This window comes from Streptococcus infantis (assembly GCF_001579645.1).
In the GTDB taxonomy this organism is placed as follows: domain Bacteria; phylum Bacillota; class Bacilli; order Lactobacillales; family Streptococcaceae; genus Streptococcus; species Streptococcus infantis_E.
Map to the genome: position 1 here is coordinate 87,424 of NZ_KQ970819.1, position 24,100 is coordinate 111,523.

A 24,100-nucleotide genomic window follows, 5' to 3' on the forward strand; every position below is an offset into this window, starting at 1 on the left:
GCTTCAGGTGAAATGAAACGTGGTTGGCTCTATGATGCAGGTAAATGGTATTATCTAGATCCTAAAACTGGAGAAATGTTCACTGGTTTAAATAAAATTGATGGTAAACTCTATCGCTTCAATGATGGAGGCGTCATGGCAACTGGTTGGGAACAGTTTGATGGCAAATGGTACTATTATACATCTAGTGGTGATCAGAAAAAAGGCTGGCTTAAATACAACAATGACTGGTACTATCTCGAACTGAAAGATGGAGAGATGGTTACAGGAACCAAAGAAATCGATGGACAACAATATAGCTTTAAAGATAGTGGTGCTATGGTTACTGGTTGGAAACAAACAGATGATAAATGGTACTATTATGCATCAAGTGGTGAATTGAAAAAAGGCTGGATTAAATATGCTGGTGATTGGTACTATCTTGATTCGAAAGATGGAGAGATGGTTACAGGAACCAAAGAAATCGATGGACAACAATATAGCTTTAAGGCTAGCGGTGCTATGGTTACTGGCTGGAAACAAGAAGATGACAAATGGTACTATTATGCATCAAGCGGTGAGCAGAAAAAAGGTTGGATAAAATCTGCAGGTAAATGGTACTACTTGAATCAAAATGACGGCGTTATGGTGACCGGCAGACAGGAAATTGATGGTGTCAAATATAGCTTTAACCAATCTGGAGCTATGGAAACTGGATGGGTATTTGATGGCAAAGATTGGTACTATCATAAAGAATCTGGAGCCGCAGAGACTGGTTGGTTCAAGTACTCTGGTAAATGGTATTACTTAGACAATGAGACTGGTAAAATGGTCACAGGTATCCATGAAGTCTCTGGAGATTACTATTACTTTAATAAGTCTGGTGAAATGCAAGTTGGGTGGATTCAAGAAAAAGGAGACTGGTATTACTTCAAACCAAGTGGAGAAATGCTTCGAAATGCGACTACACCTGATGGTTACAAAGTAGGTAGTGATGGTAGAATGCTTTCTAATGGAGTAACAACTACCACAAGCACTACAACTACGACTCCAAACACAACAACAACTGTAGAAGGACCAGCTTCAACAGAAGCAACTCTAAGAGAACCAGCTGAACACACAACCGAATCTACAACAAGTAGTGAAGAAAAATCAGTACCAGCTAGCAGTGATAAAGTGTCTGAGTAGTCTAGTACTGTTGAATAGTTGAATAACTAAAGAGAAGGGATTAAACACTAACCTATTGTTTAATCCCTTTTGGTTGTTAAAATTATAAAAGTTGCTTTCTTAAATAAATATCTCAAACACTGTTAAAAACATAAACTTCCTACTACAATTTGATATAATAGTAGGGAGAACTCGATTGAAGGAGAAAATTATGTCGGTTTTAGTCAAAGAAGTGATTGATAAGCTCAGACTAGACATTGTCTATGGTGAGCCAGAATTACTTGAAAAAGAAATCAATACGGGCGATATTTGTCGTCCAGGTCTCGAAATGACAGGCTATTTTGATTACTATACCCCAGAGCGGATTCAACTATTGGGGATGAAAGAGTGGTCTTATCTGATTAGCATGTCTTCTAATAATCGCTACCATGTTTTGCAGAAATTGTTCCAACCTGAAACACCTGCAGTTATTGTTGCGCGTGGTTTAGTAGTTCCAGAGGAAATGCTAAAGGCCGCTAGAGAATGTAAAATCGCTATTTTAACGAGTCGTACAGCAACAAGTCGTCTGTCTGGTGAATTGTCAAGTTACCTAGATTCTCGTTTGGCTGAGCGTGAAAGTGTACATGGTGTCTTAATGGATATCTATGGTATGGGTGTGTTAATCCAAGGCGACAGTGGCATTGGTAAGAGTGAGACAGGTCTAGAACTCGTGAAACGAGGACACCGTTTGGTAGCTGATGATCGTGTAGATATCTTTGCTAAGGATGAAATGACTCTCTGGGGTGAACCAGCTGAAATCTTGAAGCATTTACTTGAGATTCGTGGTGTTGGTATTATAGATGTGATGAGTCTTTATGGTGCTAGTGCAGTTAAGGATTCTTCACAAGTTCAGTTGGCTGTCTATCTAGAAAATTATGACACGCAAAAGACTTTTGATCGCCTAGGCAATAATGCTGAGGAATTGGAGATTTCTGGAGTAGCTATTCCACGTATCCGCATTCCTGTAAAAACAGGACGTAATATTTCTGTCGTTATCGAAGCTGCAGCTATGAATTATCGTGCTAAGGAAATGGGCTTTGATGCTACTCGACTATTTGAAGAAAGATTGACAAATCTGATTGCAAAGAACGAGGTGAAAAATGATTGATCCAATCGCTTTTCAAATTGGTCCTTTAGCTGTTAGATGGTATGCACTCTGCATCGTTTCAGGTCTTGTTTTAGCGGTATATCTTGCCAGTAAAGAAGCACCGAAAAAGGAGATTTTATCTGATGATATTTTGGACTTCATCTTAATTGCCTTTCCTTTATCCATCATTGGTGCTAGACTCTACTATGTTATTTTTAGATTTGATTATTATAGCCAACATCTGGGAGAGATTTTTGCTATTTGGAATGGTGGTCTTGCCATATACGGTGGTTTAATTACTGGCGCGATTGTACTCTATATCTTTGCTGACCGCAAATTAATCAATACTTGGGATTTCTTAGATATTGCAGCTCCTAGCGTCATGATTGCTCAGAGTCTAGGTCGTTGGGGGAATTTCTTTAACCAAGAAGCCTACGGAGCAGCCGTTGAAAATCTTGATTACTTACCTGGTTTTATTAAGAATCAGATGTATATTGATGGCTCTTATCGTCAACCAACCTTCCTATACGAATCTATCTGGAATCTGATCGGTTTTGCCTTGATTGTCGTCTTTAGACGTCGATTAAAGAGTATCCGTCGTGGTCATATCACTGCCTTTTATCTAATTTGGTACGGATTTGGACGTATGATTATCGAGGGTATGCGTACGGATAGTCTCATGTTCTTTGGACTCCGAGTATCCCAGTGGTTGTCCGCGCTATTGATTGGCCTTGGTATTTATATCATCTTTTATCAAAATCGGAAAAAAGCACCATTTTATAATGTAGAAAAGGAGAATTAAAATGTTAGAAGTTGCTTATATTATTGTGGCAATTGCTTTGGTTGTATTTTTAGTTTATCTGATTATTACCCTTCAAAAAGTTGGTCGTGTAATCGATGAAACTGAAAAAACTGTTAAAACTTTAACATCAGATGTAGATGTAACTCTTCATCAAACAAATGAATTGCTTACAAAGGTCAACGTTCTTATTGATGATATCAATGTCAAAGTTGCTACAATTGATCCCCTCTTTACAGCTGTTGCAGACCTTTCTGTTTCTGTTTCTGACCTAAATGAACAAGCACGTGTTTTGAGTAAAAAGGCATCATCTGCTGGATCAAAAACTATAAAAACTGGTGCAGGTTTGTCTGCTATTCGTGTTGCAAGTAAATTTTTTAAAAAATAAAAAAGGAGTTGACTAATGGGAAAACTATCATCTATCCTTTTAGGAACTGTTTCAGGTGTTGCAGCTGCCTTGTTTCTAACAAGTGACAAAGGAAAACAAGTTAGAAGCCAAGCACAAGAATTTTTAGAAGATCTAAAAGAAGATCCTGAGTATGCTAAAGAGCAGGTTTGTGAAAAATTAACGGATGTCAAAGAACAAACCAAAGAATTCGTTATTAAAACAAAAGAGCAGATTGAATCTGGGGAAATTACTCTTGACACTGTCTTAGATAAAGCAAAATACCATGCTCAACAAGCGACTGAAGCTTCAAAAGAAACCTTGAATCATTTCAAATCACAACTGGAAGAAAAAGTAGTTGTGGAAGAAAATGGAAATGGTCAAGAAATTGTCATTGAGCTTCAAGAAAATTAACATAGAGTCACCATTCTTTGTTTTCTAGAAAATCAAGAATGGTGATTTTTTTCTTGAGTGAACTCTTTGTGGTATAATAAATACTATGCAGAAGAAACCGACATCAGCCTATGTGCATATTCCGTTTTGCACACAGATTTGTTATTATTGTGACTTTTCAAAGGTCTTTATTAAAAATCAGCCAGTAGACAGCTATCTAGAGCATCTACTGCAAGAATTTCATTCTTATGATATTCAAAAATTGCGTACACTCTATATTGGTGGTGGGACACCGACAGCCTTGTCCGCTTCTCAATTGGAGGTTTTGTTAGAAGGATTGACTAAAAACTTAGATTTGTCAGTCTTAGAAGAATTAACTATCGAGGCTAATCCTGGTGACCTGGATGCGGATAAGATTGCTGTTCTGCAAAATTCTGCAGTTAATCGTGTTTCACTAGGTGTTCAGACCTTTGATGATAAAATGCTGAAAAAGATAGGGCGTAGTCATACGGAAAAGGATATTTATGAAAATATCGATCGTCTCAAACAGGCTGGTTTTGACAATGTTTCCATTGACTTAATTTACGCACTTCCTGGTCAGACCATGGACCAGGTTAAGGACAATGTTGCTAAGGCAATTGCCCTTGATATTCCTCATATGAGCCTCTACAGCTTAATTTTAGAAAATCATACGGTCTTTATGAATCGTATGAGACGAGGGAAATTACCACTTCCAAAGGAAGAATTAGAAGCAGAGATGTTTGAGTATATCATTGCAGAACTAGAAAGAGCTGGCTTTGAGCACTATGAGATTTCTAACTTTTCTAAACCAGGCTTTGAAAGTCGTCACAATCTTATGTACTGGGACAATGCTGAGTATTATGGTATTGGTGCAGGTGCATCTGGCTATGTAGATGGTGTTCGCTATAAAAACCATGGGCCGATCCGCCATTATTTAAAGGCAGTAGAAGAGGGAAGTGCTCGTATCAATGAAGAACACTTGAGTCAAAGGGAGCAAATGGAAGAAGAGATGTTTCTCGGCCTTCGGAAGAAGTCAGGAGTTTCCATGGCACGCTTTGAAGAAAAATTTGGACGGTCTTTCCAGGAACTTTATGGAGATGTTGCTAGAGAATTGATTCAACAAGGTCTTATGCAGGTTGAGGGGGATCGTGTTCGTATGACCAAGAGAGGACTCTTTTTAGGAGATACAGTAGCAGAACGATTTATATTGGAGTAAAATTATGGGCTTAATTTATCAAATGAAGATGAAAATTCCTTTTGATATGGCTGACATGAATGGTCATATCAAGCTACCAGATGTTATCTTGTTGTCCCTCCAGGTATCAGGGATGCAGTCAATTGAACTGGGAGTGAGTGACAAGGATGTTTTAGAACAGTATAATCTGGTCTGGATTATCACAGATTATGATATTGACGTGGTTCGTTTGCCTCGTTTTGCTGAGGAAATCACCATTGAAACAGAAGCTTTGACTTATAATCGTCTTTTTTGCTACCGCCGATTTACGATTTATGATGAAGCTGGTCAAGAAATCATTCATATGGTAGCTACCTTTGTCCTTATGGATCGTGAGAGTCGAAAGGTTCATCCTGTAGTACCAGAAATTGTCGCTCCTTATCAATCTGATTTTTCTAAGAAACTGGTCCGTGGGCCAAAATATACAGAGCTGGAAGAAGCGATAAGCAAGGACTACCACGTTCGTTTCTATGACTTAGATATGAATGGTCACGTCAATAACAGCAAATACCTAGATTGGATTTTTGAGGTCATGGGAGCTGATTTCCTGACTAATCATATCCCTAAAAAAATTAACCTTAAATATGTCAAGGAAGTTCGACCAGGTGGCATGATCACTTCTAGTTATGAATTGAATGGACTAGAAAGCAATCACCAAGTCTCAAGTGATGGCGATATCAATGCTCAAGCAAAGATAACTTGGCAAGAAATTAAAAAAGATTAGAAAGAAAGATATGACTTATAAAGGATATTTAATTGATTTAGACGGAACAATCTATAAGGGGAAAGATAGAATCCCAGCAGGAGAAGCTTTTGTCCATGAGTTACAAAAAAGAGAGATTCCTTATCTTTTTGTGACAAACAACACCACTCGTACACCTGAGAGTGTCCAAGAGATGTTGGCTAATCACTTCAACATCGACACACCTGTATCGACAATCTATACTGCAACCTTAGCAACTATTGATTACATGAATGATTTAGGGCTTGAAAAGACAGTCTATGTCATCGGAGAAGCAGGGCTCAAGGAAGCGATACAAGCAGCTGGTTATGTTGAAGATAAAGAAAAACCAGCCTATGTGGTTGTTGGTTTGGACTGGCAAGTAGACTATGAAAAATTTGCTACTGCAACCCTAGCTATCCATAAAGGTGCTCACTTTATCGGTACCAACCCTGATTTGAACATTCCAACTGAACGTGGACTTTTGCCTGGTGCTGGTTCACTGATTACTCTTCTTGAAGCAGCAACTCGCGTAAAACCAGTTTATATTGGAAAACCTAATGCGATTATTATGGACAAAGCTGTTGAACACCTAGGACTTGAGCGAGAAGAAATTGTCATGGTGGGCGATAATTACCTGACTGATATTCGAGCTGGTATTGACAATGGCATTCCTAGTCTTTTGGTGACGACAGGGTTTACAAAACCTGAAGAAGTAGCAGACTTGCCAATTGCACCAACTCATGTCCTTTCAAGTCTAGCGGAGTGGAATTTCGATGAAAACTAAGTTTACTTTTGTAGGAAGTATTCTCTTTCTCCTCTCGCTTGCAATTTTATTGACCATTTACCTGGCTTGGTTGGTCTATCCTCAGGAAATTTCTTGGTTAAACTTGACAAGTCGTGTTCATCTGCAACCTCAGACCATCCAGCATAATTTTAATGTTTTGATGGATTATTTGACCAATCCATTGAGTCAAGCATTGGAAATGCCAGATTTTCCTTCATCTGCATCTGGAATCCATCATTTTGCAGTTGTGAAGGGACTCTTCCATCTAGCGCAAGGAGTAGCACTAGTAACTCTACCGATTTTCTATCTTTTTTGGAAGCATGTCATTCAGAAAGGATTTCTATCTCTGTACCGTAGAGGTCTCTTAATCATGCTCTCGCTACCTTTGGTTCTTGGTTTGGTTGGAGTTTTCATTGGATTTGAGAAGTTCTTTACTTTGTTTCATCAAATTCTTTTTGTGGGAGATGATACTTGGCTTTTTGATCCAGCAAAAGATCCAGTCATTCTTATCCTACCAGAGGACTTTTTCCTCCATGCCTTTCTTCTATTTTTCTGCTTGTATGAATTGATTTTTGGATTTCTGTACCTACAGAGTAGAAAAACAAATAGATAAGTGAAGAAAAGTATTACTGATTCCAAATAAGATGTAGGAAAAAACTATCGTTTGTAACATGAATATTTCTACATTTAAGCAAAACATTCACATTTGATTCTAAAAAACCTATTTTTCTTGAAAAAGTAGGTTTTTTTACGGAAATAACTAGTCAAGCGCTTTATTTTTTTGTATAATAGGAATAGAAAAGTATGTAAAGAAGAGGAAAGCATGATTACACTATTTTTATCACCGAGTTGTACATCATGTCGTAAAGCAAAGGCCTGGCTCGAGAATCATAAAGTGCCCTTCCAAGAGCATAATATTATGACCAGCCCTTTAACGAGAAAAGAACTGCAACACATTCTTTCCTTGACCGAAAATGGTACTGATGACATCATCTCGACTCGTTCAAAGATTTTTCAAAAATTGAATATTGATGTAGAGAGTATCTCAGTATCGGAGTTGCTTCATTTAATTGAGCAGTATCCGAGTCTTTTGCGTCGTCCGATTATTATTGATGCAAAGCGGATGCAAATCGGTTTTAATGAAGATGAGATTCGTGCTTTTCTCCCTCGTAGTTACCGTAAACAAGAACTGAAAGAAGCTACATTGAGAGCTGGTATTAATTAGATGAATAAACAGTATAGTTACCCACTAGATTTGTCGTGGAGCACTGAAGAACTTGCTTCAGTGCTTTCTTTTTTTAATGATGTTGAAGCAGCCTATGAGACTAAGGTAGAGGCAAAAAAACTACTAGATTCCTATAAGGGATTCAAAGCGGTTGTTCCAAGCAAGAGTGAAGAAAAACGCTTGGGCCGTGAATTTGAAACTGCGAGTGGTTACTCCTTCTATCGAGCTGTCCAATTGGCCAAAGAACAAGGGGAAGGGAAGATTTCGCTTGGAAAATAAATTTATGTTTGCCAAAGAGATTGTCAAGGAAGCAGGAGACTATATTCTAGCTCATATGCAGGAAGAATTGCATATTGAGAGAAAATCATCCCCTACAGACTTGGTGACTCGTTTGGACAAGGAAGTTCAGAATTTTTTGATTGATAAGATTCGTTCGCATTTTCCGGATGACCAATTTTGTGCAGAAGAGGGATGTTTACGTGCTTCAGTTGGACATGGATCTGTTTGGGTCATTGATCCCATTGATGGTACCAACAACTTTGTCGCACAAGGTGATGATTTTGCCATTATGGTAGCATATTTTGAAAACGGTGTGGGCCAGTTTGGGATCATTTATGATGTCATGAAAGGTCATTGTTATCATGGAGGAGGTACTTTTCAGGCCTGTCTCAATGAAGAACCCTTGCCTAGTTTTAAGGATAAGCCCTTGCGAGATTTTCTAATTGCGAGTAATGCTGGCATGTTGGAAACAAACGCCTGGGGTGTCGCAGAATTGGCTAATGCCTCACTTGGTGTACGAATATATGGAAGTGCGGCTATTAGTTTTTCAAAAATATTATCTGGTCAGCTATTGACCTATATTACCTATCTCCAACCTTGGGACTATGCTGCAGCTGGTATCATTGGAAAAAGTTTAGGTTATCAGATTGTAACCTTAAATGGAGAGCCGGTGGATTTTCAGACACGACAACCAATCATGATGGTTCCAACAGACAAGTTGGCAGAAATCCAATCCTATATCTATGAAAGGAAATAAACTTACATGCAATTTCCAGAAGGATTTGTAAAAAAATATGAAGCAATATTGGGAGATGAGGCAAGAGCTTTTCTTGCCTCTTTTGATGATGAGGCAGTTTCCGCCTTTCGCATCAATCCCTTAAAAGAAAGCCAGGTTTCTTTTTCAGATGCTATTCCACATACACCTTGGGGCTATTATGGCAAGGTTTCTGGGAAATCTCCTGAGCATGTAACAGGTTTAGTTTATTCACAAGAGCCTGCTGCTCAAATGGTTGCTCAAGTAGCTAAACCAAAACCAGGCATGAAGGTCTTGGATTTGGCAGCGGCTCCCGGTGGGAAATCAACTCAACTGGCAGCTTATCTTGCAGGCGAAGGACTACTTGTTTCCAATGAAATTTCTAGCAAGCGAGCTAAGATTTTGGTTGAAAATATGGAACGGTTTGGAGCATCAAATGTAGTTGTAACCAATGAATCTGCCGATCGTTTGGCTAAAGTATTTAAAGGATATTTTGACCTAATTGTCCTAGATGCACCATGCTCTGGAGAAGGGATGTTCCGAAAACAGCCAGATGCTATGGATTATTGGAGTGTAGAATATCCAAGCCAATGTGCTGACTTGCAGCGTGAAATTCTAGAGGATGCGGTCACCATGTTGGCTGATGGTGGCCGTTTGGTTTATTCAACCTGTACCTGGGCCCCAGAAGAAAACGAAGAAATTATCAAATGGTTACTGGATAGTTATGATTTTGAATTGATTCCAATCGAACCTATCAATGGTATGGCTCCTGGGATTGATTTTCCAGAGACAGCTCGGATGTACCCACATCGTTTTAAGGGAGAAGGCCAATTTGTTGCTCATCTTCAGTTTAAGGGACAAAACAAGTCAGGCAAGTTCAAGCCTTCTAAGACTAATCTCAGTCGCGAACAGTTGAGTTTATGGCAAGATTTTGAAAAAAAACACCTAAAGATTAATTTGCCAGGTATTTTACAGACTTTTGGAGACCAACTGTATCTCTTACCAGAAGTCTTACCAGATTTGGGTAAGCTTAAGATTGCACGAAACGGACTCCATCTTGGAACCTTTAAGAAAAAGCGTTTTGAACCAAGCTTTGCACTTGGATTATCTTTAAAACCAAGCCAAGTCAAACAATCAATTGAAATACATCAAGAAGACTTCTTTAAATACGTAGCTGGTGAGACAGTTCAATTGTCTGAAACTTTGCCAAATGGCTGGTACCAAGTTTTAGTTGGTGGAAATGGTCTAGGCTTTGCAAAAGTGACCGGAAATACCTTGAAGAATTATTTCCCTAAGGGCTTGAGGTTTAAGGTAAAAAACTAGTCAAAATCAGTATTCTATGTTATAGTGGAAGTATGGATTTTTTGCATAAAACATTAGAAAAATAGGGCGAAATTCCAAGCTATTCATCATTATTTTCAAGGAGACAAATAGTGAAAAAATTTAAAAAACTCACCCTCTTTCTTGCAACCTTTTTACTTGCTGGTTCACTAGCAGGGTGTGCAAGTTGGATTGATCGTGGGGAGTCAATGACAGCTGTTGGCTCAACTGCCCTCCAACCTTTAGTCGAGGCGGCAGCAGATGAATTCGCATCAGCTCATATCGGTAAAACAGTCAATGTTCAAGGTGGTGGTTCTGGTACAGGACTATCGCAGGTTCAGTCAGGAGCAGTAGATGTCGGAAACTCGGATGTATTTGCTGAGGAAAAAGACGGTATTGATGCTTCAGCCTTGGTCGATCATAAGGTAGCTGTTGCAGGTTTGGCTGTTATTATCAATAAAGAAGTAGATGTTGATAATCTAACGACAGATCAACTCCGACAAATCTTCACAGGAGAAATTACCAACTGGAAAGAAGTTGGCGGGAAAGATTTAGCCATCTCTATAATCAACCGTGCGGCTAGTTCAGGTTCTCGTGCAACCTTTGATAGTGTGATCATGAATGGTCAATCAGCAATGCAAAGTCAGGAACAGGATTCAAACGGGATGGTCAAATCAATCGTTTTTCAAACCCCTGGAGCTATTTCCTACCTAGCATTTGCTTATGTTGATGATTCTGTTGGGACAATCAAACTCAATGGTTATGAACCAATTTCAGAGAATGTAACCACGAATAATTGGCCTTTGTGGTCTTATGAACATATGTATACACTTGGTGAGCCAAATGAATTGGTTGCCGAATTCTTAAACTTTATCCTTTCAGACGAAGCTCAGAACGGAATCGTTAAAGGAATGGGCTATATTTCTGTTAAGGAAATGAAGGTTGAAAAAGATGCTGCAGGGACTGTAACAGCGCTAGAAGGGAGTCAATAATGAATCAAGAAGAATTATCTAAAAAATTGCTCTCTCCGTCAAAGAACTCTCGTCTTGAGAAATTAGGGAAAAGTCTGACTTTTGCCTGCCTATCTTTGATTGTTATCATTGTGGCTATGATTTTAATCTTTGTAGCCCAAAAAGGTTTGTCAACCTTCTTTGTCAATGGAGTGAATATCTTTGATTTTCTCTTTGGTGCAACTTGGAACCCTTCAGGTAAACAGTTTGGTGCCCTTCCGATGATTTTGGGGTCATTTATTGTTACCATCCTATCAGCTCTGATTGCAACACCATTTGCAATTGGTGCTGCAGTCTTTATGACAGAAGTATCGCCAAAAGGAGCTAAGATTTTGCAACCTGCTATCGAACTCCTAGTTGGGATTCCTTCGGTAGTTTACGGATTTATCGGTTTGCAGGTCGTCGTACCTTTTGTACGTAGTGTCTTTGGTGGAACAGGTTTTGGTATTTTATCGGGGATTTTCGTTCTCTTTGTTATGATCTTGCCGACTGTAACCTTTATGACAACTGATAGCTTACGTGCAGTTCCTCGTCACTATCGTGAAGCTAGTTTAGCTATGGGAGCAACTCGTTGGCAAACCATCTGGCGTGTAACCTTGAAGGCTGCTCGTTCAGGTATTTTTACAGCTGTTGTCTTTGGGATGGCGCGTGCTTTCGGTGAAGCCCTTGCGATTCAGATGGTTGTTGGTAACTCAGCAGTTGTTCCAACTTCATTGACGACACCAGCAGCGACTTTAACATCTGTATTGACCATGGGAATTGGTAATACCGTTATGGGAACTGTTGATAATAATGTTCTTTGGTCACTAGCCTTAGTATTGCTTTTGATGAGCTTGGCCTTTAACAGTGTGATTAAATTGATTACGAAAGAAAGAGGAAAGAAAAACTATGCACGCTAAGAAATTAGATAAACTTGCTACAGCTGTCCTCTATACCATCGCAGGAATCATTGTGACCATCCTTGCTTCCTTGATTCTCTATATCTTGGTTCGAGGCTTACCTCATGTTTCTTGGTCCTTCTTGACTGGAAAATCATCTTCTTACCAAGCAGGTGGTGGTATTGGAATCCAGCTTTATAATTCCTTCTTCCTTTTGGTCATTACCTTATTCATCTCTGTACCTCTATCAATGGGGGCTGGAATTTACTTGGCTGAATATGCAAAAAAAGGTCGTGTTACCAATTTCGTTCGTACCTGTATTGAAATTTTGTCTTCACTGCCATCAGTCGTAGTCGGTCTCTTCGGTTACCTCATCTTTGTAGTTCAGTTTGAATATGGATTTTCCATTATTTCTGGTGCCTTGGCTTTGACTGTCTTTAACCTTCCACAGATGACGCGTAATGTTGAAGACAGTTTGAAACACGTTCACCATACGCAACGTGAGGCTGGTTTGGCGCTTGGGCTTTCTCGTTGGGAAACAGTTCTTCATGTCGTTATCCCCGAAGCCCTACCTGGTATTGTAACAGGTATCGTGCTTGCATCAGGTCGTATCTTTGGTGAAGCCGCAGCCCTTATCTATACAGCAGGACAATCAGCACCAGCCCTTGACTGGTCTAACTGGAATGTCCTTAGTGTAACCAGTCCAATATCAATCTTCCGTCAAGCAGAAACCTTGGCTGTCCACATCTGGAAAGTAAACAGTGAAGGAACTATTCCTGATGGAACTCTTGTTTCAGCAGGTTCTGCTGCGGTGCTCTTAATCTTTATCTTAATCTTTAACTTTGGAGCACGAAAACTCGGAAGCTATCTACATAAGAAATTAACTGCTGCCTAAAGGAGAAGCCATGTCGAAATATAATTGGGATGAAAGGCATATCATTACTTTTCCAGAAGAAAAAGTGGCCCTCTCTACGAAGGATTTACATGTTTACTACGGTAAGAATGAATCCATCAAGGGCGTGGATATGCAATTCGAAAAAAATAAAATTACGGCCTTGATCGGACCGTCAGGTTCTGGGAAATCAACCTACCTACGCAGTCTCAACCGTATGAATGATACCATTGATATTGCTAAGGTTACAGGACAAATTCTCTATCAGGGAATAGACGTTAACCGTCCTGAAATCAATGTTTATGAAATGCGTAAACACATCGGAATGGTTTTCCAACGTCCAAATCCATTTGCTAAATCTATTTACCGCAACATCACTTTTGCACATGAACGTGCAGGTGTTAAGGATAAGAAGGTCCTTGATGAAATTGTAGAAACTTCACTTCGTCAGGCTGCCCTCTGGGACCAAGTCAAAGACGATCTTCACAAGTCAGCCTTAACTCTTTCAGGAGGTCAACAACAACGTCTCTGTATCGCTCGTGCAATCTCTGTGAAACCAGATATCCTCTTGATGGATGAGCCAGCATCAGCCTTGGATCCGATTGCAACAGCTCAGCTTGAAGAAACCATGCTGGAGTTGAAGAAGGATTTTACCATTATCATCGTAACTCACAGTATGCAACAGGCTGCGCGTGCGAGTGACTATACTGGATTTTTCTACTTAGGTGATTTAATTGAGTATGATAAAACTGCAAATATTTTCCAAAATGCCAAGCTACAGTCAACAAATGACTATGTAACTGGACACTTTGGTTAGAGAGGGAACAGTATGACAGAACCGATTTTACAGGTTTCAGACCTGTCAGTCTATTACAATAAAAAGAAGGCCTTGAATAGTGTTTCCTTATCGTTCCAACCCAAGGAAATTACGGCCCTTATCGGTCCGTCTGGATCTGGTAAATCAACACTTTTAAAGGCTATTAACCGAATGGGTGACCTTAATCCTGAAGTGACGACAACTGGATCAGTGGTTTATAATGGGCACAATATCTATAGTCCTCGTACGGATACAGTTGAATTGCGTAAGGAAATCGGTATGGTCTTCCAACAACCCAATCCTTTTCCTATGTCTATCTATGAAAATGTCGTTTATGGCCTCCGTATAAATGGGGAAAAAGACAAGCAGGTCTTAGATGAAGCAGTGGAGAAGGCTTTACAACGTGCCTCAATCTGGGATGAAGTCAAGGACCGTTTGCATGACTCTGCTATTGGTCTTTCAGGTGGGCAACAACAACGTGTTTGTGTGGCACGTGTATTGGCGACTAGCCCTAAAATCATCCTTTTGGATGAACCAACTTCAGCCTTGGACCCTATTTCTGCTGGTAAGATTGAGGAAACATTGTATGGTCTAAAAGACAAATACACCATGCTCTTGGTTACTCGTTCTATGCAGCAAGCATCTCGAATCTCTGATAAGACAGGCTTTTTCCTCAATGGAGATTTGATTGAATTTAACGATACCAAGGATATGTTCCTCTATCCTCAACATAAGGAGACAGAGGACTACATTTCAGGTAAATTTGGATAAGGAGTGAGAAGATGTTACGATCTCAATTTGAAGAAGATTTAGAGAAATTGCATAATCAGTTTTATGCTATGGGACAAGAAGTTCTTTCCCAAATCAATCGTACCGTACGTGCTTTTGTAACGCATGACCGTGACATGGCTAAAGAAGTCATTGAGGAAGATGCAGAAGTAAACGAATACGAAGTGAAACTTGAAAAGAAATCATTTGAAATGATTGCCCTACAACAGCCAGTTTCACAAGACTTACGTACAGTTTTAACAGTTCTAAAAGCTGTGTCAGACTTAGAACGTATGGGGGACCATGCAGTATCTATCGCAAAAGCAACGATTCGTATGAAGGGTGAGCAGCGTATCCCTGCAGTTGAAGAAGAAATTAAAAAAATGGGTCGTGAAGTAAAAAACTTTGTTGAAGCCGCTTTAGAACTTTATTTGAATGGTTCTATGGATCAAGCCTATGAAGTTGCAACCATGGATGAAACTATCAACCATTACTTTGATAATATTCGAGACCTAGCTACAGAAGAAATCAAAAAACATCCAGAAGCTATCGTCACAGGTCGTGATTATTTCCAAGTCATTTCTTACTTGGAACGCATCGGTGACTATGCAAAAAATATCTGTGAATGGGTTGTTTACTTTGAAACGGGTAAGATTGTTGAATTGTAAAATTGATTAATTATGCAAAAAAAGGAGCTTGTTAGTAAGTAAAAGCTCCTTTTTTGAAACAAAAATTGAAAATTTTTCATAAAAATTTGGAATATGCTTGACAAACGAAGTAGATAGAGTTATAATTATACAAAATTAACAGAGAGGTTGTTTATTTATGAATTTTAAAAAATGGATATTTGTCTTATGTAGTTTTCTTGCAAGCTTCTTATTGGTAGCTTGCCAATCGTCTAGTTCAAGCTCGCAGTCTGCAGTGGAGGCCATCAAGCAAAAAGGAAAATTAGTGGTCGCAACTAGTCCCGACTATGCTCCCTTTGAGTTTCAAGCACTTGTGGATGGTAAAAACCAAGTCGTAGGTGCGGATATTGACATGGCGCAAGCAATCGCTGATGAACTTGGAGTGAAATTGGAAATTTCAAGTATGAGTTTTGATAATGTCTTGACCAGTCTTCAAACAGGAAAAGCAGACCTAGCAATTGCGGGAATCAGTGCAACTGAAGAAAGACAAGAAGTCTTTGATTTCTCAATTCCTTACTATGAAAATAAAATTAGCTTCCTTATCAGAAAATCAGATCTTGAAAAATACAAGGATTTGGACTCTCTAGCAAGTGCTAATATTGCAGCTCAAAAAGGGACTGTTCCTGAATCTATGGTCAAAGAGCAACTTCCAAAGGCACAGTTGACTTCTTTGACAAACATGGGCGAAGCAGTCAACGAGCTTCAATCTAGTAAAGTAGATGCCGTTCATATGGATGAACCAGTAGCACTAAGCTATGCTGCTAAGAACTCCGATTTGGCAGTGGCTACAGTAAGCTTGACTATGAAAGAAGGCGAAGCAAATGCTGTAGCTATCAAAAAAGGGAACTCAGATTTGAAGGAAGTAGTTGATAAGGTCATCCAAAAACTGAAAGATGACGGAACTTACAAAACTTATCTTGAAAAAGCTGCTAAGCTAACAGAAGTAGAACAATAAAAAATAACAGAGTTGGATTTCAGTCCAGCTCTGTTTTTAAATAGCTTAATGTTTCTTCAATATTTTCTAAGGAAATTTTTGCAAAGTTATAAGGGCAGTTCGCTAGATAGGAAGATTCGAAGAAGTCGAGTTCTAGAGGACTGTGTTTAAGACTAGCGATGCTAGGATAGTTCCTGAGATCAAGCAAAAGCCCATCATGAAGTGGATAGTTCGGTAGGGAAATGGGATACCTTTGTAAGAGCTGTTGGATGTGCTCCTGACTTTTTTCTTGCAGTGCCAGTCGTGCTAGTCTGTTTTTCTCAAAGAGTTGACTATCGATGTAGAGTGATAGAGCCTTTTGCATGATAAGGTTGTTATCGTAGTCGAGAATGTTTTTATAGGTCACAAAAGCTTCCTTGATAGTGTTTGGAAGAAGAAGGGCAGTGATTCGAAGGGCAGGAAATAGACTGGTAGAAAAGGACTTGATATAGATGACCAAATCATGTTGGTCTAAATAATGAAAGGTTTGTCCCATTTTAGGATCCAAGTCCCCCAGGTAGTCATCCTCAACGATATAAATCTGATATTTTGCAGCTAAGTCAAGGATAGCAAGTTTTTCCTCTTCAGAATAAGAATGCCCCAGAGGATAGTGGAAACGGGGAATAGTATAGAAAAACTTAATCTTTCTGCTTTTAAAGTGTTCCTCAAGTTCGTTTAGGTCAATGCCGTCTACTCGACGGTCAATGGTTTGATAGGGAATATTTTGAGCTAGTAGCAGCTGGTTCATCCGATGATAGGTCGGTTGTTCGACCAGTATTTCCTGAGCTTGACCTGGAAAATCAATCTGAGCGAGAATAAACAGTGCTTGTTGGGTTCCAGAAGTCATGACCAACTGGTCTGCCTTACTATAAATGGCTTGATCAAAGAGCAATGTCTGAACAGACTGACGTAATTCTTCTAAGCCTTCTTGGTGTTCATAGTAGTTGTAGAGATAATTTTCTCGCCCAATCAAGCTCTCATTGACGCACAAACGAAAATCATCATAGGCGGCTGCGTGTTCATCGTTAACTGAGATAATTAAGTCTTCATGACTGGTTTGTTGCTCCAATACATAATAACCACTTTGAGGTTTTGAGTAGATATATTTCTCGTATCGGAGTTCTAAGAGTGCGCGCTGTATGGTGTCTTTGCTACAGTGAAAATCTTGACTAAGTTTTCGGATAGATGGTAGGCGACTTCCAGTTGGAAATCTACCTGATTCTATCTCATTTTTTAGATAGTGAACGACTTGTTCATACTTGCTTTCTTGCTTCATCCCAGACCTCTCATGATTTTGTTACATTGTACCTTTTTTTTAGAAGTTTGGCAATGTTATACTCTTCGAAAATCTCTTCAAACCGCGTCAACGTCGTCTTGCCGTATGTATGTTACTGACTTCGTCAGTTCTATCCACAACCTCAAAACAGTGTTTTGAGCAACCTGCGGCTAGTTTCCTAGTTTGCTCTTTGATTTTCATTGAGTATTAAAAGGCAGTCTAGCATTCAATTCTAATCAGAAATGTGATATACTTAGTAAGTAAAATTTTCAAAGAAGAGTGAGATGATGAAGGTGCAAGAACCAGTTAAATTATTCCAATATAATACTTTGGGAGCCTTGATGGCGGGACTTTACGGTGGAACCATGACCGTTGGTGAATTGCTTGAACATGGTGATTTAGGATTAGGAACCCTGGATTCTATCGATGGAGAATTGATTGTCTTAGATGGGAAAGCTTATCAGGCTAAGGGATCAGGTGAGAAACCTGAAATTGTGGAAGTTTCACCAGATGCTTTGATCCCCTATGCAGCAGTTGTACCCCACCAGGCAGAAGTTATTTTCCGTCAGCGTTTTGAAATGACTGATCAGGAACTTGAAACACGTATTGAGTCCTATTATGATGGAGAAAATCTATTTCGTTCCATCAAGATTCATGGTGATTTTAAACACATGCATGTTCGTATGATTCCAAAATCAACAACTGAAACGAAGTTTGCTGAGGTTGCGACGCATCAGCCTGAATATAGCTGCGACAATGTTTCAGGAACTATCGTTGGTTTTTGGACACCTGAAATTTTCCATGGAGTTAGTGTTGCTGGTTACCATCTACACTTTATCTCAGATGACCTAACCTTTGGTGGCCACGTTATGGATTTTGTCATCAAGGAAGGTATTGTAGAAGTGGGTGCAGTTGACCAGTTGGATCAACGTTTTCCTGTTCAGGATCGTCAATATCTATTTGCTAAGTTTAACGTTGACGAGATGAAAAAAGATATCGAACAGGCAGAATAATAGGAGTCAAATATGAAAATTCATGTAATAATAACGATGCTGGCCTTGTTTGCCGTCCTCATTGCAGCAGTTTGGTACGCAAGAAAGAAATACAAGATTAATTTTGCAGTTTTGGGACTTGGGGCAGTTGCTTTTTTTGCTTCATCTCAGGTCTTAGAGAAATTCGTTCATCTCTTGCTTCTTCATCCACAAAAGGATGGGACAGTTCCACTAATGACGGAAAATCCCCTTCTCTATGTGATTTACGGGATCTGTATGGCTGCTTTGTTTGAAGAAACAGCTCGACTTATCTTTTTTAAATGGTTGGAGAAGAAAAGAACTTTGGAAGATTCTGACGCCCTTGCTTATGGATTGGGGCATGGTGGCTTGGAGTTGCTCTACCTCGGAATGGGAAGCTTGATTAGTCTTTTGATTCTCTTTTCGTTATTAGAGTCTTCAAATCCAGATCTGGCAACTCTCCTTCCCAAAAATACACTTGAAACAGTACAATCTCTATCTGGATGGCAGGTTTATTTACTCGGTGTTGAGCGTGTGCTTGCTCTTGTTATGCAAATCGGTCTCTCTTTCTGGGTTTATCAAGCAATTCGCCAAAAGAAATGGATTTACCTAGTAGCTGCTTATGGTTTACACGCCCTATTTGATTTGGCTCCGAGCCTATCTCAAGTTGGCTGGTTGTCAAATCCCCTTCTCGTAGAAGGATTGTTGGCAGTGGAAGTTATTATTTTTATTTACTTTACAAAATCGATCTTTTATAAAAAGCAATAATACAAAAAAGAGGTTCATCCTCTTTTTAGTTTGAGCTTTTGAAAAAGCTAACCAAATCATCGAAAAATAGAGCTAAAAATGGTATAATGGAATGAATTTTATAAAAGGATTAGAAAAATGACCGTATTAGATAAACTAAAAGAAACACTAGAAGGAATCGATATTCGATTCGATGAACCGCTAAAAACTTATACCTATACCAAAGTTGGAGGGAAGGCAGATTATTTAGTTTTTCCACGCAATCGCTATGAGATGGCTCGTGTAGTCAAGTTTGCCAATCAGGAAAACATTCCTTGGATGGTTCTTGGAAATGCCAGTAACATTATCGTCCGAGAAGGCGGAGTTCGTGGCTTTGTAATCATGTGTGACAAGCTTAATAATGTCTCTGTTGATGGCTATACCATTGAGGCAGAAGCTGGAGCTAACTTGATTGAAACCACTCGTATTGCCCTACGTCATAGTTTGACTGGCTTTGAGTTTGCTTGTGGTATTCCAGGAAGCGTCGGTGGTGCTGTCTTTATGAATGCTGGCGCTTATGGTGGTGAGATTGCTCATGTTCTCCAGTCTTGTCAAATCTTGACTAAAGAAGGTGAAATCGAAACCCTATCTGCTAAAGACTTGACCTTTGGTTATCGTCATTCAGCCATTCAAGCGTCAGGGGCAGTAGTCCTATCTGCTAAGTTCGCCTTAGCTCCAGGTAATCACCAAGTCATCAAGCAAGAAATGGAACGTTTGACCCACCTTCGTGAACTCAAGCAGCCTTTAGAGTATCCTTCTTGTGGTTCTGTCTTTAAACGTCCGGTAGGTCATTTTGCAGGTCAATTGATTGCAGAAGCAGGCTTGAAAGGTTATCGTATCGGTGGCGTCGAAGTCTCAGAAAAGCACGCAGGTTTTATGATTAATGTTGCTGATGGAACTGCTAGAGATTATGAAGACTTGATTGAGTCTGTCATTGAAAAAGTTAAAGAACACTCAGGTGTTACTCTTGAGCGAGAAGTTCGTATCTTGGGTGAACATGAGTAAATAGAAGAAATAGCTTAGCTGCCACTAACTAGAATGTAGAGGGTGTGAAAGCCTATCGGTAGCGAAGATGCATGCAGGAGGCCTAACTCCTTGCAAGAGGTAGTGGCGGCCTGACAGAGCCCTGATCTGTTAATCTATGAAAAAGAAGGAATTTATGACAATTGAAAAAACCAATTATCGAATTCAAAAACGTTTCTAAAGTTTTTGAAGATAGCAACACTAAGGTTCTCAAAGATATTAATTTTGAGTTGGAAGAAGGAAAATTTTATACACTGCTAGGAGCTTCTGGTTCAGGAAAATCAACCATCCTAAATATCATTGCAGGTTTGCTAGACGCAACGACTGGAGATATTTTACTGGATGGTGTGCGAATCAATGATATCCCGACCAATAAGCGAGATGTTCATACTGTCTTCCAATCTTACGCCTTGTTTCCGCATATGAATGTCTTTGAAAATGTTGCCTTTCCATTGCGTTTGCGTAAGGTCGATAAAAAAGAAATCGAACAACGTGTCTTAGAAGTTCTCAAGATGGTACAGCTTGAAGGATATGAAAAGCGTTCTATCCGTAGGTTATCTGGAGGACAACGTCAGCGTGTAGCTATTGCGCGTGCTATTATCAACCAACCTCGTGTGGTACTCTTGGATGAACCTTTGTCAGCCTTGGACTTGAAATTGCGAACAGACATGCAGTATGAACTGCGTGAACTACAACAACGCTTGGGTATTACCTTTGTCTTTGTTACTCACGATCAGGAAGAAGCTCTCGCCATGAGTGACTGGATCTTCGTTATGAATGACGGTGAGATTGTTCAGTCTGGGACACCAGTTGATATCTACGACGAGCCAATCAACCACTTTGTTGCAACCTTTATTGGTGAATCAAATATCCTGCCTGGAACTATGATTGAGGATTACTTGGTCGAGTTCAATGGCAAACGATTTGAAGCGGTCGACGGTGGGATGAAGCCAAATGAACCAGTTGAAGTCGTCATTCGCCCAGAGGACTTGCGTATTACCCTTCCAGAAGAAGGCAAGCTCCAAGTTAAGGTCGACACTCAGCTCTTCCGTGGGGTTCACTATGAGATTATCGCCTATGATGAACTCGGCAATGAATGGATGATTCACTCAACTCGTAAGGCTATCGTTGGTGAGGAAATCGGTCTGGACTTTGAACCAGAAGACATCCACATCATGCGTCTCAATGAAACAGAAGAAGAGTTCGATGCTCGTATCGAAGAGTACGTAGAAATCGAAGAGCATGAAGCAGGTCTGATTAACGCTATTGAGGAGGAAAGAGATGAAGAAAACAACCTCTAAACTCTTTGTAGTGCCCTACATGCTTTGGATTGCACTCTTTGTATTGGCACCCTTGATCTTGATTTTTGGGCAATCCTTTTTCAACATCGAAGGCCAGTTCAGTTTAGAAAACTATAAATCCTACTTTGCGTCGCAAAACTTAACCTATCTCAAAATGAGTTTCAACTCTGTTCTCTATGCAGGGCTTGTGACTCTAGTGACACTCTTGATTAGCTATCCAACAGCCCTCTTTTTGACTCGTCTTAAACACCGTCAACTCTGGCTCATGCTGATTATCCTACCAACTTGGATCAACCTTCTCCTTAAGGCTTATGCCTTTATCGGGATTTTTGGTCAAAATGGCTCTATTAATCAATTCCTAGAATTTATCGGAATTGGTTCTCAGCAGTTGCTATTTACGGATTTCTCCTTTATCTTTGTCGCAAGCTACATCGAGCTTCCATTTATGATTTTGCCTATCTTTAACGTTTTGGACGATATGGATAACAATCTCATCAATGCCAGCTATGACTTGGGTGCAACCAAGTGGGAAACCTTCCGTCATGTCATCTTCCCTCTTTCAATGAATGGGGTAAGAAGTGGGGTTCAATCTGTCTTTATCCCAAGTTTGAGTCTCTTCATGTTGACCCGTTTGATTGGGGGGAATCGAGTGATTACTTTGGGGACTGCTATCGAGCAAAACTTCCTGACCAATGACAACTACGGTATGGGTTCAACTATCGGTGTTGTTCTTATCCTGACCATGTTTATCACTATGTGGGTGACTAAGGAAAGGAGAGAACGATGAAAAAAATTGCCAATCTCTACCTAGCCTTTGTCTTTATTGTCCTTTATTTGCCAATCTTTTACTTGATCGGCTATGCCTTTAATGCTGGCGATGATATGAATAGCTTTACAGGCTTTAGTTTGTCTCACTTTGAAACTATGTTTGGCGATGGGAGACTCATGCTCATCTTGGTTCAGACCTTTTTCTTGGCCTTCCTATCAGCCTTGATTGCGACAGTAATTGGTACCTTTGGGGCTATCTACATCTACCAATCACGCAAAAAATACCAAGAAGCCTTTTTATCGCTCAATAATATTTTGATGGTTGCGCCAGACGTTATGATTGGTGCCAGCTTCTTGATTCTCTTTACCCAACTTAAGTTTTCACTTGGTTTTCTGACAGTTTTGTCCAGTCACGTGGCCTTCTCGATTCCAATCGTAGTGCTCATGGTTTTGCCGCGATTGAAAGAGATGAATGGAGATATGATTCATGCAGCCTATGACCTTGGGGCTAGTCAGTTCCAAATGTTTAAGGAAATTATGCTTCCTTATTTAACGCCGTCTATCATCGCAGGTTACTTTATGGCTTTCACCTATTCCTTAGATGACTTTGCTGTGACCTTCTTTGTAACGGGAAATGGTTTTTCAACCTTGTCAGTCGAGATCTACTCTCGGGCTCGTAAGGGGATTTCTTTAGAAATTAATGCTCTTTCAGCCTTGGTCTTCCTCTTTAGTATTATCCTGGTTGTTGGATATTACTTCATTTCACGTGAGAAGGAGGATCAAGCATGAAACGACTCTATTCATTTTTAGCAGGGATTTTAGCGATTATCCTAGTCTTGTGGGGAATTTCCTACCATTTGGATAGTAAAATCAATAGTCGCGATAGTCAAAAATTGGTTATCTATAACTGGGGAGACTATATCGATCCTGAACTTCTGGAGAAATTTACAGAAGAAACAGGAATCCAAGTTCAGTACGAGACCTTTGACTCTAACGAAGCCATGTACACGAAAATCAAGCAGGGTGGAACAACCTATGATATTGCTATCCCGAGTGAGTACATGATTAATAAGATGAAGGATGAGGACCTCCTGGTTCCACTGGATTATAGTAAGATTGAGGGCATTGAAAATATCGGTTCTGAATTTCTCAACCAGTCCTTTGATCCCAACAACCAGTACTCTATCCCATACTTCTGGGGGACCTTGGGAATTGTCTATAATGAAACTATGGTGGAAGAAGCGCCTGAACACTGGGACGACCTTTGGAAGCCAGAGTATAAAAACTCTATTATGCTCTTTGATGGAGCGCGTGAAGTACTTGGGTTAGGTCTTAACTCACTAGGCTATAGCCTCAACTCTAAAGATCCACAGCAGTTGGAGGAAACAGTAGATAAACTCTACAAGCTAACACCGAATATCAAGGCTATTGTTGCGGATGAGATGAAGGGTTATATGATTCAGAACAATGCTGCCATCGGTGTGACTTTCTCAGGAGAAGCTAGCCAGATGCTGGAGAAAAATGAAAATCTTCGCTATGTCGTACCGACAGAGGCAAGTAATCTCTGGTTTGACAATATGGTCATTCCCAAAACAGTCAAAAACCAAGACGCAGCCTACGCCTTCATTAACTTTATGTTGAAACCTGACAATGCTCTAAAAAATGCAGAGTATGTCGGCTATTCAACACCAAACAATGCTGCTAAGGAAATGCTCCCTGAGG

27 protein-coding genes and 1 pseudogene are annotated in these 24,100 nt (G+C 39.8%); 27 read left to right on the plus strand and 1 reads right to left on the minus strand.

The window, feature by feature from the left end; all coding sequences use genetic code 11:
* From SINDD18_RS04665 to SINDD18_RS04760, 20 genes and pseudogenes are all read left to right on the plus strand, one after another.
* Nucleotides 1-1,167, plus strand: a pseudogene (locus SINDD18_RS04665) (N-acetylmuramoyl-L-alanine amidase family protein); the annotation flags it as partial.
* Nucleotides 1,168-1,357: 190 nt separating this feature from the next.
* Entirely contained in the window at nt 1,358-2,293 is a 936-nt protein-coding gene (gene hprK / locus SINDD18_RS04670; RefSeq protein ID WP_061863279.1) for an HPr(Ser) kinase/phosphatase, read from the plus strand.
* Nucleotides 2,286-3,074 (plus strand): prolipoprotein diacylglyceryl transferase, encoded by a 789-nt coding sequence (gene lgt / locus SINDD18_RS04675; protein ID WP_061863280.1) that lies wholly within the window; start codon nt 2,286-2,288, stop codon nt 3,072-3,074. The genes hprK and lgt overlap by 8 nt, the downstream gene beginning before the upstream one ends.
* 1 nt (nt 3,075) lies before the next feature.
* Nucleotides 3,076-3,459, plus strand: a complete 384-nt coding sequence (locus SINDD18_RS04680) for a DUF948 domain-containing protein (RefSeq protein ID WP_061863281.1) — start codon at nt 3,076-3,078, stop codon at nt 3,457-3,459.
* A gap of 15 nt (nt 3,460-3,474) precedes the next feature.
* Nucleotides 3,475-3,870: a YtxH domain-containing protein gene (locus tag SINDD18_RS04685; RefSeq protein WP_061863282.1), complete on the plus strand. Its 396-nt coding sequence runs from the start codon at nt 3,475-3,477 to the stop codon at nt 3,868-3,870.
* A gap of 85 nt (nt 3,871-3,955) precedes the next feature.
* Complete coding sequence (gene hemW, locus SINDD18_RS04690; RefSeq protein ID WP_061863283.1) at nt 3,956-5,086, plus strand: radical SAM family heme chaperone HemW; 1,131 nt, start codon at nt 3,956-3,958, stop codon at nt 5,084-5,086.
* Between the two features lie 4 nt (nt 5,087-5,090).
* Nucleotides 5,091-5,828, plus strand: coding sequence for an acyl-[acyl-carrier-protein] thioesterase (locus SINDD18_RS04695; RefSeq protein ID WP_061863284.1), 738 nt, complete (start codon nt 5,091-5,093; stop codon nt 5,826-5,828).
* Nucleotides 5,829-5,838: 10 nt separating this feature from the next.
* Entirely contained in the window at nt 5,839-6,612 is a 774-nt protein-coding gene (locus tag SINDD18_RS04700) for a TIGR01457 family HAD-type hydrolase (RefSeq protein WP_061863285.1), read from the plus strand.
* A complete protein-coding gene (locus SINDD18_RS04705; RefSeq protein ID WP_061863286.1) occupies nt 6,602-7,225 on the plus strand; it encodes a TIGR01906 family membrane protein in 624 nt (207 codons plus the stop codon). The genes SINDD18_RS04700 and SINDD18_RS04705 overlap by 11 nt, the downstream gene beginning before the upstream one ends.
* Nucleotides 7,226-7,435: 210 nt before the next feature.
* The gene (locus SINDD18_RS04710; RefSeq protein ID WP_045763368.1) at nt 7,436-7,837 is read left to right on the plus strand and encodes a Spx/MgsR family RNA polymerase-binding regulatory protein; all 402 of its coding nucleotides are present in this window, start codon (nt 7,436-7,438) and stop codon (nt 7,835-7,837) included.
* Entirely contained in the window at nt 7,838-8,116 is a 279-nt protein-coding gene (locus tag SINDD18_RS04715) for a UPF0223 family protein (RefSeq protein WP_045763367.1), read from the plus strand.
* On the plus strand, nt 8,106-8,873 hold the full coding sequence (locus SINDD18_RS04720) for an inositol monophosphatase family protein (protein WP_061863287.1): 768 nt from the start codon (nt 8,106-8,108) through the stop codon (nt 8,871-8,873). The genes SINDD18_RS04715 and SINDD18_RS04720 overlap by 11 nt, the downstream gene beginning before the upstream one ends.
* A gap of 6 nt (nt 8,874-8,879) precedes the next feature.
* Nucleotides 8,880-10,193 (plus strand): RsmF rRNA methyltransferase first C-terminal domain-containing protein, encoded by a 1,314-nt coding sequence (locus SINDD18_RS04725; RefSeq protein WP_061863288.1) that lies wholly within the window; start codon nt 8,880-8,882, stop codon nt 10,191-10,193.
* 110 nt (nt 10,194-10,303) lie between these two features.
* Complete coding sequence (locus SINDD18_RS04730; protein WP_061863289.1) at nt 10,304-11,182, plus strand: phosphate ABC transporter substrate-binding protein PstS; 879 nt, start codon at nt 10,304-10,306, stop codon at nt 11,180-11,182.
* Nucleotides 11,182-12,099: a phosphate ABC transporter permease subunit PstC gene (pstC, locus tag SINDD18_RS04735; protein ID WP_045763363.1), complete on the plus strand. Its 918-nt coding sequence runs from the start codon at nt 11,182-11,184 to the stop codon at nt 12,097-12,099. The genes SINDD18_RS04730 and pstC overlap by 1 nt, the downstream gene beginning before the upstream one ends.
* Nucleotides 12,089-12,973: a phosphate ABC transporter permease PstA gene (gene pstA / locus SINDD18_RS04740; protein ID WP_000543058.1), complete on the plus strand. Its 885-nt coding sequence runs from the start codon at nt 12,089-12,091 to the stop codon at nt 12,971-12,973. The genes pstC and pstA overlap by 11 nt, the downstream gene beginning before the upstream one ends.
* A 10-nt stretch (nt 12,974-12,983) precedes the next feature.
* Nucleotides 12,984-13,787 (plus strand): phosphate ABC transporter ATP-binding protein PstB, encoded by an 804-nt coding sequence (gene pstB, locus SINDD18_RS04745; RefSeq protein ID WP_000049858.1) that lies wholly within the window; start codon nt 12,984-12,986, stop codon nt 13,785-13,787.
* 12 nt (nt 13,788-13,799) lie between these two features.
* Nucleotides 13,800-14,558: a phosphate ABC transporter ATP-binding protein PstB gene (gene pstB, locus SINDD18_RS04750; RefSeq protein ID WP_045763360.1), complete on the plus strand. Its 759-nt coding sequence runs from the start codon at nt 13,800-13,802 to the stop codon at nt 14,556-14,558.
* Nucleotides 14,559-14,569: 11 nt separating this feature from the next.
* The gene (gene phoU / locus SINDD18_RS04755; RefSeq protein ID WP_061863290.1) at nt 14,570-15,223 is read left to right on the plus strand and encodes a phosphate signaling complex protein PhoU; all 654 of its coding nucleotides are present in this window, start codon (nt 14,570-14,572) and stop codon (nt 15,221-15,223) included.
* A 157-nt stretch (nt 15,224-15,380) separates the two neighbouring features.
* Complete coding sequence (locus tag SINDD18_RS04760; protein WP_061863291.1) at nt 15,381-16,196, plus strand: ABC transporter substrate-binding protein; 816 nt, start codon at nt 15,381-15,383, stop codon at nt 16,194-16,196.
* Nucleotides 16,197-16,215: 19 nt separating this feature from the next.
* Here SINDD18_RS04760 and SINDD18_RS04765 read toward each other — a convergent pair whose 3' ends face one another.
* Nucleotides 16,216-17,490 carry an aminotransferase-like domain-containing protein gene (locus SINDD18_RS04765; RefSeq protein ID WP_061863292.1) on the minus strand — a complete coding sequence of 425 codons (1,275 nt, stop codon included), beginning with the start codon at nt 17,488-17,490 and terminating at the stop codon, nt 16,216-16,218.
* A gap of 284 nt (nt 17,491-17,774) precedes the next feature.
* Here SINDD18_RS04765 and budA point away from each other — a divergent pair, with 284 nt between their 5' ends.
* The 7 genes from budA to SINDD18_RS04805 all read left to right on the plus strand — a co-directional run.
* Nucleotides 17,775-18,503 (plus strand): acetolactate decarboxylase, encoded by a 729-nt coding sequence (gene budA, locus SINDD18_RS04775; protein WP_061863293.1) that lies wholly within the window; start codon nt 17,775-17,777, stop codon nt 18,501-18,503.
* Between the two features lie 12 nt (nt 18,504-18,515).
* Complete coding sequence (locus SINDD18_RS04780) at nt 18,516-19,268, plus strand: YhfC family intramembrane metalloprotease (protein ID WP_061863294.1); 753 nt, start codon at nt 18,516-18,518, stop codon at nt 19,266-19,268.
* Nucleotides 19,269-19,385: 117 nt separating this feature from the next.
* Complete coding sequence (gene murB / locus SINDD18_RS04785; RefSeq protein ID WP_061863295.1) at nt 19,386-20,291, plus strand: UDP-N-acetylmuramate dehydrogenase; 906 nt, start codon at nt 19,386-19,388, stop codon at nt 20,289-20,291.
* A gap of 161 nt (nt 20,292-20,452) precedes the next feature.
* Entirely contained in the window at nt 20,453-21,610 is a 1,158-nt protein-coding gene (locus SINDD18_RS04790; RefSeq protein ID WP_061863296.1) for an ABC transporter ATP-binding protein, read from the plus strand.
* Nucleotides 21,591-22,397, plus strand: a complete 807-nt coding sequence (locus tag SINDD18_RS04795; protein ID WP_049530886.1) for an ABC transporter permease — start codon at nt 21,591-21,593, stop codon at nt 22,395-22,397. Before SINDD18_RS04790 ends, SINDD18_RS04795 begins: the two co-directional genes overlap by 20 nt.
* A complete protein-coding gene (locus SINDD18_RS04800) occupies nt 22,394-23,167 on the plus strand; it encodes an ABC transporter permease (RefSeq protein WP_061863297.1) in 774 nt (257 codons plus the stop codon). Before SINDD18_RS04795 ends, SINDD18_RS04800 begins: the two co-directional genes overlap by 4 nt.
* Nucleotides 23,164-24,100 (plus strand): ABC transporter substrate-binding protein (locus tag SINDD18_RS04805; protein ID WP_065203269.1); only part of this gene is annotated, 937 nt, incomplete at its 3' end. The genes SINDD18_RS04800 and SINDD18_RS04805, both read left to right, overlap by 4 nt.